A 15,211-nucleotide genomic window follows, 5' to 3' on the forward strand; every position below is an offset into this window, starting at 1 on the left:
AATACTACTATAGGTTAATTCGTTCTCCATTTGAGTATATATTCATTTTATTTCCACGTACAAAACCAACTAAAGTTATATTAACTTTCTTAGCCAATGATACAGAGAGGCTTGTTGGAGCTGATTTTGAAATTATAACAGGAATTTGTAATTTAGCAGCTTTAAGTATCATTTCAAGAGATACTCTTCCACTAAGGATAATTATCTTGTCTTTTAAATAAATATCATTTATCAATGCTTCTCCAATTACCTTATCCAGGGCATTATGACGAGCTACATCCTCTGCAATAACCCTAATTTCCACAGCATCACATAATGCAACGCAATGTACTCCACCAGTAGTTTTGAAAACCTCTGAATAATCCAAGTCCTTTGTCATAAAATCATAAATTTTATTTACGTCTAAACGCACATCACTTACTACAGGCTCACAGTTTACCTCGTTTAAAAAGTTTTGAGCTCCAGGCACTTTACTGCTTGTACTTTTTATACTTTCAAGATCTACTTTTTTTGAGTAAAAGCTTTCTCTAGAGGTGTCTTTATTAATAGTTTCGACTTCAACTATTCCTTTTTCTTCATCTAAATCAAAATTAGTAATATCATCCAAACTTGTGATTAGTCTTTCAGTTCTAAGGAAACCTAAGGTTAATTCCCTTAATTTCTCAGGACTACATAACAAGGTTGCTAACTTCTTTTTATTTAGAAATATTGTTAAGGAGTATTCGCATACCAAAAGTTCATCGCATTCATATGACTTATCTTCAACCACTTTAATAACTTTACACGCTATTGTTTTATTCATAATTATGTTCTCCTTTTATTAAATTATTTTCTATAAAATCGCAAATCGTATCAATATCATTTAAGTCTAATAAAGGAATACCAACATCTAATTCTTCATCACTAGCAAGTGCAATAAACTCAGATAACTTGTAATTTGAACTTGTGCATAGGAGGTTAGAATCTACACATTTTCTGTGAACCTCTATTTTAGGATAATTGTTGTTTTTATATCCTTCTATTAAAATAATGTCTATGTCTTTAAAAAGCAGAAGAATTTCATCTATTGGTACTTCTGCTCTTAATTTTTTAATCATAGCCAATTTATTAGATGAGGATATTATTACGTTATCTGCACCAGCTGCACTAAACTTAAAGCTATCTTTGCCTTCCTTATCTATGTCAAACTTGTGAGCATCATGTTTTAAAACACCAACGCTATAGTTTCTAAGTTTTAATTTAATAATTAGTTTCTCAATCAAAGTTGTTTTTCCAGTATTTGATTTTGTGGCTACTATGGAAAGGATTAAAGTTTGTTTATTTTTATTTAAAAATGAATTTTCCATTTATAGCATCCCCTACCTTTACATTTCCACATTCTTTAGGAATAATTATAACTCCATTGGAATTACACATTTCGAGCAGGTGGTTGGAACATTGGGATCCCAATTTATATGCATTGTAAACTCCATCTTCTTTTTTTATATTAACAAACACATATTTTTCTCTTCCGACCTTAGCTTTAAAATCATCTTTAACATATACCTTAAATTCTTCAGCTTCATTTTGCGTATTGCCTATCATAGATTTTATAGCAGGTTTTACGAATTCTTCAAAGGTATTTATTAATGCTTGCGGATTACCTGGCAGAGCAAAAAATAATTTATCATTATATACCGCAAAAGTTAATGGTTTTCCGGGCTTAATAGCAACAGACGTAAATTTAATATCTGCCTTAATTTCGCGCAAAATATCTAATACGAAATCATAGTCGCCAACAGATGCGCCTCCAGAACTTAGGACAATATCTGACTTTTCAAAAGCAAGTAGGATTTTCTCTTTTAAAACTTTTTTATCATCTTTTACTATTCCTACTGAAAATACTTCTGCATTTGCACTTTTTATCAAAGCCTTTAGTGAATATTCATTGCTATTTCTAATTTTGCCTTTTTCAAGGTCACAATTTATATCAAGCAATTCATCACCAGTGATTACTATTCCAATAGTAGGTGACTTATAAACATTAAAAAATTCGTATCCTAGAGAAGCTAAGAGGCCAATTTCTGGCGGCCTTACAAGCGAGCCTTTTTTTAAAGCTATATCTCCTTCTAGAATTTCTTCTCCAAACTTTATAATATTATTATCTTTTTTAACCTGACCGGAAATATAAAGATTGTCCTTATCTGTTGTAACTTTTTCTATTTGTATTACTGCATCGGCACCACTCGGAACCATAGCTCCAGTCATAATCTTGAATGCCTCATTTTCTTTTAAAAACTGAGTGCAATAATCGCCAGCTTTTATTAATGACTTAATCTTAAGTATTACATTTTCTTTATTTTGGGTATCGCAACTTCTTATGGCATAACCATCCATTGCTGATTTATCAAAAGGGGGCAAGTTATCATTTGAGTAAATATCAACAGACAAAACTCTGTTAAGAGAATCAAGTATATATACTTTTTCATCTATACAATTACGCTCTAATAACTTTACCTCATCATTGATTATTTTTTTTGCTTCATATACTTCAATCATTATTTTTGTACCTTCATCTTCCTTTTTATGTTATCATAATCATCCTTAACAGTTTGCTCAGCCAAAACTTGGTTATTAATTTTTTTAACGTTAACTGCGCAATACTTAAATTCAGGAGTTTTAGAAATAGGATCTAAATTACTAGAAGTTAATTCATTGCATGAACCAACCCACCAGTGGTATGTCATGTAGGTAGAGCCTTCCTTTATTTTTTCACTAATAGCTGCCCTTGTCATTACACTTCCACGCCTTGAAGTTACTCGAACTAAGTGTCCTTCTTCTATTCCAAGTTTTTGTGCATCTTTAACACTTATTTGAATATGACCTGGCTCATCCTCGAGAGCTCTTAAGGCACGACAATTTCCGGTCATTGTTCTTACAGAGTAATGTCCAACTTCGCGTACGGTAGATAAACTTAATGGATATTCATCATCTAAGGCTTCCATAGGTGATCTCCATTCACAGGCAAAGAGTTTTCCTTTTCCATTTTCGGTTCTAAATACATTGCCTTCATATAAATATGATGTTCCTTTATGTTCTTTTGTAGGGCAAGGCCATTGAATACTTCCTTGTTGATCCATTTTCTCATAGGTTGCTCCAGTGTAATCTGGGCAAAGATTTATCATTTCATTCCAAATTTCTTCTGAACTATCATATGACATTGGATATCCCATTGCAGTTGATATTTCACAAATTATTTGCCAATCTGTTTTTACATTACCCTTTGGCTCAACTGCTTTTCTAATTCTTTGGAATCCACGATCAGCTGAAGAAAATACTCCATCATGTTCTCCCCAAGAAGTTGCAGGTAAAACTACATCCGCATGTAATGCTGTTTTATTCATGAATATATCTTGAACAATTACTAATTCAAGCTTATCTAAAGTTGCTCTTACCTCAGCAGCATTTGGATCACTTTGAACTGGGTCTTCTCCAAATATATAATATGCCTTAAGTTTATCTTCCTCTAGAACTAATTCGGGTACTTCTGTTAGAGTATGTCCAATATTACCTGAAAGTTTAACACCCCATGCTTTTTCAAATTTAGCTTGTACTTTTTTGTCTGTAACTTTTTGATATCCTGGGTATACATTAGGCAATGCTCCCATATCGCAAGAACCTTGTACATTGTTTTGGCCACGTACTGGTCCAATTCCAACATTAGGTCTACCAAAGTTTCCAGTTAAAAGTGCTATTGAAGCCAGGCCTTTTACAACATCAACTGCTTGGGAAAAGTGGCAAACTCCCATTCCGTAAAGAATAGTTGCGTTTTTTGCCTTTGAATATTCTCTCATGGCCTTTCTTATATCGTTTGCTTTTATGCCTGTAATATTTTCAACATATTCTGGTGTGTATTTTTTTACAAACTCTTTATATTCGTTAAAACCATCTGTAAAGCTGGCAACGTAATTTTCATCATATAAGTTTTCATTAATTAAAACATTACCAAAGGCATTTACTAAAGCCATATTTGTTCCGCCTTTTAATTGGAGCCAAAGATCTGCAAACTTTGTAGTCTCTGTTCCTCTTGGATCAGTTACAATTATTTTTGCTCCTTTTTCTTTAGCTTTAACTATTCTTCTTGCAACTATTGGGTGTGTATCAGAAGGATTATATCCAAATATAAACAATAAATCTGAATTTTCTATTTCTGGAATTGAATTTGACATAGCTCCATCGCCAAGTGAATATGTGAGCCCAGCTACCGATGGACCATGACAGACTCTAGCGCAGTGATCTATATTATTAGTTCCAATTGCTGCCCTCATGAATTTTTGCATTATATAATTAGATTCGTTTCCTGACCCTCTGGCGCAACCAGTTCCCATTATAGAATCAGCACCATATTTTTCTTTGATTGCTAATAGTTTTGTTGATATGAATTTTATTGCCTCTTCCCAGGAAACATCTTCTAAAACACCATTTTTTCTTATCATTGGATTTTTTATTCTTGGAGTTAATATCTCTGGATTGTTTAAAAAATCCCATCCATAATGGCCCTTTAAACATAAATTACCTTCATTAGTTCGACCGTCCGCAGGCTCTGCTCTTATTATTTCTCCATTTTCTACGACAAGGTACATTTGGCAGCCACTTCCACAATACGGGCATACAGTTAAAACTTTTTCTTCCATTATTTTCAATCTCCTTTTATTTGTATATATATTTAAAAAAACAAAAAGCCAGTACAAAGCGTCTAAACGCAAAGTACTGGCTTATTAAAAAGCTAAGATATATCTTTCTTTTATAATCAAACCATAGTTCTATTAATTTTTAATGTAACTGATTTATCCAGGTCCTTAAGGCTAATTACTTCCAATTCGTAGTCGTATGAACCTCCGACTACATCATAAACTTCTTCTAGAAATTCATTTTCTAAATGTGGTTTTACAACTTTCCAATAATCATCAACTATATGTGCAGCGCCTTCTCTTATGAGAATCTTTGATAAATCAGAAAAAACTCCTCTAATTTCTACAGTTATTAAATGATCTTCTATTTTGACCTTAACATTATCTGGTCCTTTTCCTCTATAGTGCTTAACAATTTTTACAGCTAATTTTCTAATCTTCTCTTGTAATTCAATATTTTTATTAATCAAGTTTGCACCTCAATTATAATTTGTTAATGTAGGCTATATTAATCTTAACCCTATAATTTTACTAAGTCAACTGTTTTTCTGCGAAGATTTAGTTATTTAGTCGTTAATGCTGTATTTATAACATTTTGTGACATATTTATATGAAATTATATATTTATTTTATACTTATTAAAATTATTATATATAATTACTTAATTATACTCTAGCACACTCGTTAGTTTCTCCTCGCATGGTTTTAACTGCATGTTCAAGTATTGGAAGAATAACCTCCATGCATTCACTCACAGCCTTAGGGCTACCAGGCATATTAATAATTAAAGTTTTTTTGCGTATGCCAGCGACGGCACGTGATAACATAGCTCGATTAGTTTTTTGCATACTGTATGCACGCATAGCTTCAGGAATACCTGGAACATTACGTTCTATAATATCCATAGTAGCCTCAGGAGTAACATCACGAGGTGCAAAACCCGTGCCACCACTAGTTAGTATAATATCCGCAAGGCCATTGTCAGCAATGCGAGATAATTCTTTAGAAATTATATCTCGTTCATCAGGGACAATTGTTTTATATACGATCTCTGCTTGACCCTTTAAAAGTGATTCCATCATAGGCCCACTTTTGTCTTCTCGTGTTCCGTTATAACCCTTATCACTCATGGTAATGAGTGCAATTTTAATATCCATTTTTTAACCCTCTCCATAGCTTATATTTTATAATTATTTTTTTATAAAATTACCTGATTTGCCTCCGGTCTTTTTTAGTACACAAATCTCACCAATTTCCATTTCTTTATCTACAGCTTTACACATATCATAAATTGTAAGTGCAGCTACAGATGCTGCTGTTAGTGCTTCCATCTCAACACCAGTCTTGTAATCACATTTAACACTAGCAAGGATTCGTACTTTGTTAGGAGCCTGTGCTAAAAGTTCTATGTTAATACCGTTTATAGGTAGTGGATGGCACATTGGTATTAACTCAAAAGTTTTTTTTGCAGCCATAATTCCAGCAATTCGAGCACATGAAAAAACATCGCCTTTGGGTATTTGACCAGTAGTAATAAGAGTGAGCGTTTCTGACTTCATTGTTACCAATGCCTGTGCTAAAGCTTCCCGCTGAGTGATTTGTTTATCACCCACATCTACCATTCGTGCAGCACCTTTTTCATCTAAATGTGTAAGTTCCATTATATTTACCCCTCATTTCTTATTTTTAAATATACTATTATTTATGATATTTAAGCTAATGCATATTTCAAACATATACTCATATTATATATTAAGTATAATAATTTGCAATTAGGTGGTGTAAGATTGACAATTATAGATGATTTAAGCCCAGAGGATTTACTGATTTTAACTAATGCAATTGCTATAGCGTTTTCAAAAGGGAAAAGCGCTGATGAAATAAACGTGCTTGGAAATTTTATTGTTGGCATAGGTTGTTTAATGTTAACTATTGCATCTCAACAACAATACATAGCATCACTAAAAGATCCAAACGCATCTGAAGATACTATTATAGGGTAATAAATTAAGGTCAGTATTCTCTTAAAATATTTTTTTATTTATTAATTAAAAAATACTCCTCCTTGCAATATTAGATAATTAACTTATCTTAATTGTTGCAAGAAAGAGTATTTTATATTTTGGTATCATAAAATTATTTATAGGCTATTATTTTAGTTCCTTTGGAGCATAATTTACTTCGATTTTTTCAATCTTTCCGTCCTTAGTCATAAAGGTAACCTCTTCAAATATTTTTCCGTAAGTATAATATTTAAAGGAGGAGCTAGAATCCTCTTTAGTAGGTTTACCATAAGCTGCAATTACTTGTTCTATAGTGGATTTCTCAGTAATTCCTTTTGGTAGTTCTATAGGAATTACTGCACCATTGTTGTAGTATTGAACATAAGTAGCGAAACAGTTTTTCAAAGGTTCACCCTTCTCACTATAGTTCTGAATTTGAGTCCTTAGCACTTGATTATCTTTTCTTAATTCAACGCCAACTGCACTAGATTTCGCAGCAACTACTTCATCACCATTTGATTGAAGTGCCCAACCATTTTTTACGAGCTCAGCAATAGGTACTGGTAATTTGTAGAAAGTTCCGCCATATTTAAATTGAAAGGATGATAATTCGGCACCAACACTTGTAGGTGCTTTATAATTTGTAACAACAGCAGGCAGTCCTGTATTAACAGTAGGAGCTGTTTCTACTTTCGCAGGTTGTACTAAATTCTCTATATTAATAGAATATACCTTTTTGGTTGTTTTATTGAATGTAATCTCATATTTTGAATAATCACTGGATTTATAGGTTAATTTAGTTATTGTATCTCCCTCGAATTTATCAGAGGGGTTACCATATGCTGCAATTACTTCATCTTGTGAGGAATTTATAGTAATTCCTTTTGCAATGTTGATATTTGTTTTTGGATTTTTATCATCAATTGTGTCTACTGTAATCTGGCCAATATAACACTTTGACAGTGGTAAAACATCTGTGCCCATATTTGCTATACTTACCATCAGCGATTGGTCACCCTTTTCCAAGTTCACTATATTGTATTTGTTTGGATCCATTGTAGTAGTACCAAAGTCTTTACCTATCCATCCGTTTTTTTCGAAATCTGAATAGCTAGCAGGCAAAGCATACTTAATACCATCTATTGATACCTCGTATTTATATAAATCATCAGATATGGGACCTGAAGATGCTGTTGATTGAGCGGTTACAGCTGCGGCTGCGTCCTCGGCTTGCTTCTTTTGATCAGCAGCGACCTTTTGATCAGCAACTTTTTTATCGTCAGCTATTTTTTTATCAGCAATTTTTTTAGTAGCAACTATTTGTGCTGAAACCTTTTTAGCCTCTTCTTTTTTAGCAGCTGATTTTGTGTAAGATGAGATTGTAAAAACTGCGATTATCAAGATTAGTACAACCACTCCAGCTATTAATCCTAGGAGTTTTTTTGGGGTTTTTGGTTTTGGAGTTTCCATTTTTTAACACCGTCTCATTTCTTTTATTATTTAAGAAAGGGGCATAATTACAATATGTTTTATTCAATAGTAGATTTGTATAAATATAATTTCGTATTTTATAAATAAAACATATAATCATGCATTTCTCATTTACAATTTTGTACAAGTAAACTACTTCCTATATTACCAAAATAAATAATAAAATACAAGTAGTGTAAAAACTTAAAAATACTCCTCCTTGCAATATTAGATAATTAACTTATCTTAATTGTTGCAAGAAAGAGTATTTTATATTTTGTTTAGATAGGAATTGTATAGTCTATTAATTTAGTTCCTTTGGTGCATAATCTACTTCTATTTTTACGATTTTTCCGTCCTTAGTCGTAAAAGTGGTCTTTTGAAATACTTTTCCGTAGGTATAATACTTGTAAGAGGAGCTGGTATCCTCTTTAGTAGGTTTACCATAAGCTGCAATAACTTGTTCTATAGTGGATTTCTCTGTTATTCCTTTTGGTAGTTCTATAGGGAGCATTGCACCATTGTTGTAGTATTGAACATAAGTAGCAAAGCAATTTTTTATAGGTTCGCCCTTTTCACTATAGTTCGCTATCTGTGTCCTTAGTATCTGGTTGTCTTTTCTTAACTCAATCCCAAATGCACTAGACTTTGCAGCAACCAATTTATCGCCATTTGACTGAAGTACCCAACCGTTTTTTACGAGTTCAGCAATTGGTACTGGTAATTTGTATAAACTTCCAGCATACTTAACTTGAAAGGCGTATAAATCGTCACCTAAACTTGTAGGTGCCTTATAATTTTTAACAACTGCAGGAAGTCCTGTATCAACAGCGGCAGTTGTTTCTTGATTAGCAGGTTTTACTAAATTTTCTAGTTTAATAGAATATACCATCTTGGTAGTTTTATCGAATGTAATCTCACATTCTGAATAGCTACCGGATTTATAGGTTAATTTAGTAGTTGTAGTTCCTTCGTATTTGTCAGATGGGTTACCATATGCTGCAATTACTTCTTCTTGCGAGGACGTTAAAGAAATTCCTTTTGACATTAGGATGTTTGTTTTTTGATTTTTATTAATTGTTTCTATTGTAATCCGGCCAATATAACACTTTGACAGTGGTAAAACATCTGTCCCCATATTTGCTATACTTACCATCATCGTTTGGTCGCCTTTTTCCAAGTTAACTATATTGTATTTGTTTGGATCCATTGTTTTAGTACCAAAGTCTTTACCTATCCATCCATTCTTTTCGAAATCGGAATAGCTAGCCGGCAAAGCATACTTTATGCCATCTATTGATACCTCATATTTATATAGATCATCAGATATGGGACCTGAGGTAGCTGTTGCCTCAGCGGTTACAGCTGCAGCTGCAGTTGCGGCTTCAGCTTGTTTTTTTTGCTCGGCAGCAGCGGCTTGATCGGCAACTATTTTTGCGTCTGCTGTTTTTTTATCTGCTGTTTTTTTATCAGCAACAACTTTTGCAGCAACAATTTTTGCATTTTCTTTTTTAGCTGCTGATTTTGTGTAAGATGAGATTGTAAAAACTGCGACTAGTAAGATAAGTACAACTACTCCAGCTAATAAGCCTAGAAGCTTTTTTGGGGTTTTTGGTTTAAGAGTTTCCATTTTTAATATCGTCTCATTTCTTTTATTATTTAAGAAAGCGGCATAATTACAATCTCTTTTATCTAATGTTAGATTAGGATAAATATAATACCGTATTTTATAAAAAAACTATATAATCATGCATTTCTCATTTACAGATTTGTACAAGTTAACTACTTCCTATATTACCAATATAAAAGAGAATATACAAGCAGTTTAAAAAATTGAATATGTATTAACTCAATGTAATTCTTTAATGTTTTACATTTTTTTGACTTCACTTTTATATATGATACATGATATGATTTATTTGAGGGATTTCCGCTTTTTTTAACAAAAAAAAATTCTTTAATTATTTTTATACCCTCTTAAAATTAATTGTATTTGCGTATACAGAATATAAGGGGTGGACAAATGAACTTGAAACTTCTCTTCTATAAAAATAAAAAAACGGCAGTAGATTCAAATGAGGAACAAAGTTTTAAATTAGATGATTTATTTCCCGTAAACCGCAGTAAATTTATTGAAGACAATAAAGGTTTCATTTATTCAACTACAATTAAACTGTGCAAAAGGCATTTGATTTGGGAAAATGATGAAGAACTTAGTATAGCCCTTATGGCTTTTAACATAGCCTGCGACAGATATGATAAAACTAAAGGGAACTTTTATGGGTTTGGTAGAGTTATTATTAAAAATGCATTGATAGATTTTTTTAGAAAAAATAAAAATTCTCCTAAATTGTTGTTTGAGAACAATGATGAAAGTGTGGATTATATAGATGGAAAAAATTCTATTAACAATTATGAAATTCAAATAGAGAATCAATTTAGAGTTGATGAAATAAATTTATTTTCTAAGGAATTATTGAAATTTAAAATTGACTTTAAGTCTCTCATTAAATTATCACCATCTCATACGGATACAAGGAATAATTTATTAAATGTTGCATGGTCATGCGCTAGAGAAGAATCAATATTAAGTCATTTGATGGTCAAAAGAAGACTACCAGTTAAAGAAGTAATAATATTAACTGCTACTAATATAAAACTTATTGAAAAATGGAGAATATATATAATTTCTTTAATATTGATAATTATAAACCCAGAATATGTGTATTTGAAATCTTATTTAAATATAAAAGAAGGTGAAATTAATGATTAAAACAGGTATTGTAATAAGTGTTGTGAATAGGAAAGTTGGAATTATGACTTCTAGTGGAGAGTTTGTATATATAAAGGCTAATAATGCATTTCCTAAGGTAGGTGAAATTCACACAGGAGAATTATATAGGAAAAACTTATTGATATATAAATATGCTTTAATTGCAGCTTCGCTAATGTTTATATTTATTTCAAGTGTTGTTGCTTATGATTACTATACTCCTGTTACAACGGTAGTGCTTAGTATTAATCCTTCTGTTTCCCTTGAAGCTAATAGGTGGAATAAAATTATTAGTTCAAAAGCATTAAATTCAGATGGGTTATTAATACTTAATAATATCAAACTAAAGTATAAATCTATAGATGATGGTCTGGAACTTTTAGTTATAGAAGCTAAAACTGAAGATTTTATAAATGATAAATATATAATTGATAAAAAAATTATTAATGTAGATTTTGAAAGCAATAAAAATAGTACAATAGATATATCTAAGTTTAAGAATGTTGTAGATAGTAATAATTTAAGCATAAATATTAATTCGTCTTTAGACACTAATAAAAACATAAATATTACAGCAAATAATAAAAAAATAGACACTTCTAGGTTTAAGAATGGTAGTTACAAAAAAAAGGACTCCACTGAAAACTTAAATATTGAAAATAATACAGTAAAGAAACCCTCACTAAATAGTAATACTAATACAAAGATTATTACTAATAAAAATACAAAAACAAATAAAAATACAAAAACTAAAACAAATAAAAATACAAATACAGTTGAGAAAAAATCCTCTAGAAGTAATCAAGAAGTAAAAAAGAAGAACAACGAAAATATTAATAACCACACCATGGAAAAAAATAAATCTCAAGATGACAGAAACAAAACAATTAGAAATGTAGATAAAAATAATGGTGATAACAAAATTTACTAATTAACATAAAATAAACAAAATAGACATCATATTGACACCTTTTTGGCATCAAAAACCGTTATGATTGGAATATAGAAAGATTACAAATATAGAAAGATTAATAATAAATTATAAAGATTAATAATAAATTATGAGGGGTAAATATTTATGATATATATTTTTTTTAAGAAGAAAATTATAACGGGGTTACTAACAGGCGGAATACTTTTATCATCTGTGAGTATAACTTTTGCTGCAACTCCAAACCCATTAAATATCAATAGAATGCTATCTTTGTCAAATGAGTCCATAAAAATAGGTGATGGAATACATCCTGGTTTAGCTACAAATATTGTAACAGGGAACACTATAACACAAACTGAGGCAAATAGAATTAAAGACGTTCTAAATAAAACAGAGTTTTCAAGAAAAACAAGTTCACAAAAGACTAAAGATCTTACTGAGAGAGAAAAAGAAATATATATAAATAGTAATAAGATAAAACATATAAATCCACAAACAGCCCTTGTAAGTAATGGGACAATAACGCAAGCCCAAGCTGACAAAATTATAATGAAGCAACTATATCTTTGTCAATCTAGAGTGTCACAAAGTTTTCTTTGAAAAAATAGCCTCAAATACATGGAACTAAAATCATAAAACGCTGGTAAAAGGGAATTCATATCAAGATGGATTCCCTTTTGCTATGAGTTATAATATAATAAAAAAAGACATGTAAGAATAGAGTTTACTCTAATACATAATGCCAGGAGGGGTTGTCATATGAAATATTTAATAATTGGTGCAGGTGGCACAGGGGGATGTATTGGTGGGTATTTATCCAAAATCGGAAAAGACGTTTCATTTATAGCAAGGGGTACACATCTAAAGGCTATAAAGGAAAAAGGACTTATTATTCACTCGTTGCAAAATGGTGAGATAAAGCTGGAAAATGTTAAGGCATACGATAGTAACGAAGAGTTTGGAAAGTTTGATGTGATTTTCATATGTGTTAAAGGATATTCATTGCACGAGATTATTTCCACCATAAAGAAGGCTTCTCATGAGAAAACAATTGTAATTCCTATTTTGAATGCGTTAAGTACTGAAAAAAAATTATCGAAGGAATTATCTGGTATAACTGTCCTTGATGGTTGTATTTATATTGGGGCATACATATCAGCACCTGGCGTAATTACACAGGACATCAAGATTTTTAGAGTTGTTTTTGGGGCTAAAGAAAACACAAATGTGGATATGGGTTTGTTATATAAAATTAAGTTAGATCTTGAGCAATCAGGAATTGAGGGAGTTATATCGGATAATATAAGCCGAGATTTATTTAAAAAATTTTCATTTACATCTGCTTTTGCTGCGACGGGGGTATACTTTGATGCTATGGCAGGTGAATTTCAAAAGGATGGAGAATGCAGAGATATGTTTATATTACTGCTTAAGGAATTGCAAAAGATCGCAGTTGTATTAAATATTAAATTGGACACCGATTTAGTAAAAGAAAATCTTGTTATTTTAAGTGGGTTTAGTCTAGATACTACAGCCTCCATGCAAAAAGATCTTAAGACTGGCACAAACAGTGAAAAGGATGAACTAATATTTAACATTGTGCGTATTGCTGAAAAGTATGACATCGACATTCCAAATTATAGAAAGATAGCAGAGTCTTTAAAATGATTAATTAACCAACATAAGTAATTTAAAGAGCCAATATTTGCTGAACCTATCTCTATATGTTATTATATTCAGATGATAAAACTTTTAAACATAATATATTTAAAAATAAAATGTTATGTAGGGGGGATAGAGAATTGAGTAAAAAATTTAAAAAAATAGTTTCAGCAGTAATGGCGATTGGTGTAATTATGTGCGTTAGTTCTACTAGCGTATATGCAGATGTAACCTCAGATAAGGCGAAAATCAAGCAGGTTCAAGCTCAAAGAAACGACCTTGAAAATAAAGTCGAGAGTGTGAATAAGCAGCATAAAATAATTATGTCTAAAATCAGTAGCAATGAGAAGAATATAACTATAACACAAAATAATATTAAACAAACAAAAATAAATATTGTAAAAGCAGAGACTAATATAAAAGCTGAACAGGTTATTTTTGATAAAAGAATGAGAGTTATGTATATGAATGGCACATCAAGCTATATAGAGGTTGTACTAGGTTCAAATGGTATAAATGATTTAATATCCAGAGTGGAAAATATTAGAAGAATAGTAACCTTTGATCAAAATATTATTGATAATTTGAAAACAAAACAGGCAGCAATTAATGTGAAAAAAGAGGCATTAGAGGCAGGAAATATAAAGTTATTAGCTTTAAGAGGTGATAACAAAAAGGATTTAGCTACCTTAATAAAGCAAAAATCAGACCAAGATGTATTATCATCAAAATTAGAAGCTTTGGAAAAGCAGTATGGTGCTCAACTGGTAATAGATGAGGCTATTTTAGTAAGACAAGCTATACAAGCAAGAAAAGCGGCAGAAGAAAAACAAGCGTTAATTAATTCCCAAAAAGCTAAAAAACAAGTAAGTAATACTCCTCAAGCAAATACTCCTATTACTAGCAATTCAAGTGATTTGGACTTGCTTGCTAGATTAATAACTGCTGAAGCAGGAGGAGAATCTTATAATGCTCAGGTTGCTGTAGGCGCAGTAGTTTTAAATAGAGTTAAGAGCAGTAGTTTTCCGAGTTCTATAAGAGAGGTTATCTATCAAAAGACCTATGCTCATTATGAATTTACGCCAGTTCTAAATGGTAATATTGATAGACCTGCATATTCAAGTGCTGTACAAGCTGCAAAAGAAGCACTAAGCGGAAACGATCCAACAAATAATGCACTGTTTTTTTATAGTGGTGGCAAACCTTCAGGCCTTACTTTACCACAACCAGTTTCCATAATAATAGGCAATTTAACATTTATTAATATGTTATAAAACTAAGGGGAGCTCACTTTGTGAACTCCCCTTAGTTTTATACAAATTAGTATATCATATGCTACTGTTTTTAGGGTATAATAGATTAATAAAATAATAAACTATATCTTGCAAATATTAATTGCTGATATTAATGTAGAAGGTAGCAGTTAATTTTTTAAGAATGAAAAATATGTAAAAACAAAAAATGGAGGTAAAGAAAATGAAAAATGATAATTGTAAAAACGTGGAGTTAATGAAAAAAATTATTGAAGAAAAAAAAGCTAAGTCATCAACTCAAAAAAATACTAGGAGAGCACCAACCTTCGGACCACAAAGTGCAGCATCAGGTGGTCAAGGCTTATTTGGTAAATAAATTATAATTATAGTATGGAATATAAATTTAATAAAAATAAGACTGGTAAAAGGGAGTTCATTTATGAACT

General features: G+C 31.2%; 16 protein-coding genes. 7 read left to right on the forward strand and 9 right to left on the reverse strand.

Annotated elements, in window-relative coordinates; translation table 11 throughout:
* Nucleotides 1-7: 7 nt before the first annotated feature.
* The 7 genes from fdhD to moaC form a co-directional block, all read right to left on the reverse strand.
* Nucleotides 8-802 (reverse strand): formate dehydrogenase accessory sulfurtransferase FdhD, encoded by a 795-nt coding sequence (gene fdhD / locus KPL55_RS00185; protein ID WP_216304690.1) that lies wholly within the window; start codon nucleotides 800-802, stop codon nucleotides 8-10.
* On the reverse strand, nucleotides 795-1,346 hold the full coding sequence (gene mobB, locus KPL55_RS00190; RefSeq protein ID WP_216304691.1) for a molybdopterin-guanine dinucleotide biosynthesis protein B: 552 nt from the start codon (nucleotides 1,344-1,346) through the stop codon (nucleotides 795-797). Before mobB ends, fdhD begins: the two co-directional genes overlap by 8 nt.
* Complete coding sequence (locus KPL55_RS00195) at nucleotides 1,324-2,538, reverse strand: molybdopterin molybdotransferase MoeA (RefSeq protein ID WP_216304692.1); 1,215 nt, start codon at nucleotides 2,536-2,538, stop codon at nucleotides 1,324-1,326. Before KPL55_RS00195 ends, mobB begins: the two co-directional genes overlap by 23 nt.
* Nucleotides 2,538-4,673, reverse strand: coding sequence for a formate dehydrogenase subunit alpha (gene fdhF / locus KPL55_RS00200; protein WP_216304693.1), 2,136 nt, complete (start codon nucleotides 4,671-4,673; stop codon nucleotides 2,538-2,540). The genes KPL55_RS00195 and fdhF overlap by 1 nt, the downstream gene beginning before the upstream one ends.
* Before the next feature lie 116 nt (nucleotides 4,674-4,789).
* Nucleotides 4,790-5,140 (reverse strand): Na-translocating system protein MpsC family protein, encoded by a 351-nt coding sequence (locus KPL55_RS00205; protein WP_216304694.1) that lies wholly within the window; start codon nucleotides 5,138-5,140, stop codon nucleotides 4,790-4,792.
* 195 nt (nucleotides 5,141-5,335) lie between these two features.
* Nucleotides 5,336-5,827, reverse strand: a complete 492-nt coding sequence (locus KPL55_RS00210; protein WP_216304695.1) for a MogA/MoaB family molybdenum cofactor biosynthesis protein — start codon at nucleotides 5,825-5,827, stop codon at nucleotides 5,336-5,338.
* A 33-nt stretch (nucleotides 5,828-5,860) separates the two neighbouring features.
* Nucleotides 5,861-6,331 carry a cyclic pyranopterin monophosphate synthase MoaC gene (gene moaC, locus KPL55_RS00215; protein WP_246599243.1) on the reverse strand — a complete coding sequence of 157 codons (471 nt, stop codon included), beginning with the start codon at nucleotides 6,329-6,331 and terminating at the stop codon, nucleotides 5,861-5,863.
* A gap of 126 nt (nucleotides 6,332-6,457) precedes the next feature.
* Between moaC and KPL55_RS00220 the strand changes: the two genes are divergently transcribed.
* Nucleotides 6,458-6,673, forward strand: a complete 216-nt coding sequence (locus KPL55_RS00220) for a hypothetical protein (RefSeq protein WP_216304696.1) — start codon at nucleotides 6,458-6,460, stop codon at nucleotides 6,671-6,673.
* 147 nt (nucleotides 6,674-6,820) lie between these two features.
* On the opposite strand, the gene KPL55_RS00225 is transcribed toward KPL55_RS00220, so the two are convergent.
* Both KPL55_RS00225 and KPL55_RS00230 read right to left on the reverse strand, forming a co-directional pair.
* Nucleotides 6,821-8,143: a hypothetical protein gene (locus KPL55_RS00225; RefSeq protein ID WP_216304697.1), complete on the reverse strand. Its 1,323-nt coding sequence runs from the start codon at nucleotides 8,141-8,143 to the stop codon at nucleotides 6,821-6,823.
* A gap of 304 nt (nucleotides 8,144-8,447) precedes the next feature.
* A complete protein-coding gene (locus KPL55_RS00230) occupies nucleotides 8,448-9,773 on the reverse strand; it encodes a hypothetical protein (RefSeq protein WP_216304698.1) in 1,326 nt (441 codons plus the stop codon).
* A 393-nt stretch (nucleotides 9,774-10,166) separates the two neighbouring features.
* Here KPL55_RS00230 and KPL55_RS00235 point away from each other — a divergent pair, with 393 nt between their 5' ends.
* The 6 genes from KPL55_RS00235 to KPL55_RS00260 all read left to right on the forward strand — a co-directional run bounded on the left by KPL55_RS00235 (nucleotide 10,167) and on the right by KPL55_RS00260 (nucleotide 15,141).
* On the forward strand, nucleotides 10,167-10,916 hold the full coding sequence (locus KPL55_RS00235; RefSeq protein WP_216304699.1) for a sigma factor: 750 nt from the start codon (nucleotides 10,167-10,169) through the stop codon (nucleotides 10,914-10,916).
* Nucleotides 10,909-11,847 (forward strand): anti-sigma-I factor RsgI family protein, encoded by a 939-nt coding sequence (locus KPL55_RS00240; RefSeq protein WP_216304700.1) that lies wholly within the window; start codon nucleotides 10,909-10,911, stop codon nucleotides 11,845-11,847. Before KPL55_RS00235 ends, KPL55_RS00240 begins: the two co-directional genes overlap by 8 nt.
* A gap of 147 nt (nucleotides 11,848-11,994) precedes the next feature.
* Nucleotides 11,995-12,450 carry a hypothetical protein gene (locus KPL55_RS00245; protein WP_216304701.1) on the forward strand — a complete coding sequence of 152 codons (456 nt, stop codon included), beginning with the start codon at nucleotides 11,995-11,997 and terminating at the stop codon, nucleotides 12,448-12,450.
* A gap of 159 nt (nucleotides 12,451-12,609) precedes the next feature.
* Nucleotides 12,610-13,518, forward strand: coding sequence for a ketopantoate reductase family protein (locus KPL55_RS00250; RefSeq protein WP_216304702.1), 909 nt, complete (start codon nucleotides 12,610-12,612; stop codon nucleotides 13,516-13,518).
* Between the two features lie 134 nt (nucleotides 13,519-13,652).
* Nucleotides 13,653-14,786, forward strand: coding sequence for a cell wall hydrolase (locus tag KPL55_RS26675; protein WP_376770417.1), 1,134 nt, complete (start codon nucleotides 13,653-13,655; stop codon nucleotides 14,784-14,786).
* 202 nt (nucleotides 14,787-14,988) lie between these two features.
* The gene (locus tag KPL55_RS00260) at nucleotides 14,989-15,141 is read left to right on the forward strand and encodes a hypothetical protein (protein WP_216304703.1); all 153 of its coding nucleotides are present in this window, start codon (nucleotides 14,989-14,991) and stop codon (nucleotides 15,139-15,141) included.
* Nucleotides 15,142-15,211: the final 70 nt, after the last annotated feature.

This window comes from Clostridium lacusfryxellense (assembly GCF_018861735.1).
GTDB classification, from domain to species: domain Bacteria; phylum Bacillota; class Clostridia; order Clostridiales; family Clostridiaceae; genus Clostridium_AD; species Clostridium_AD lacusfryxellense.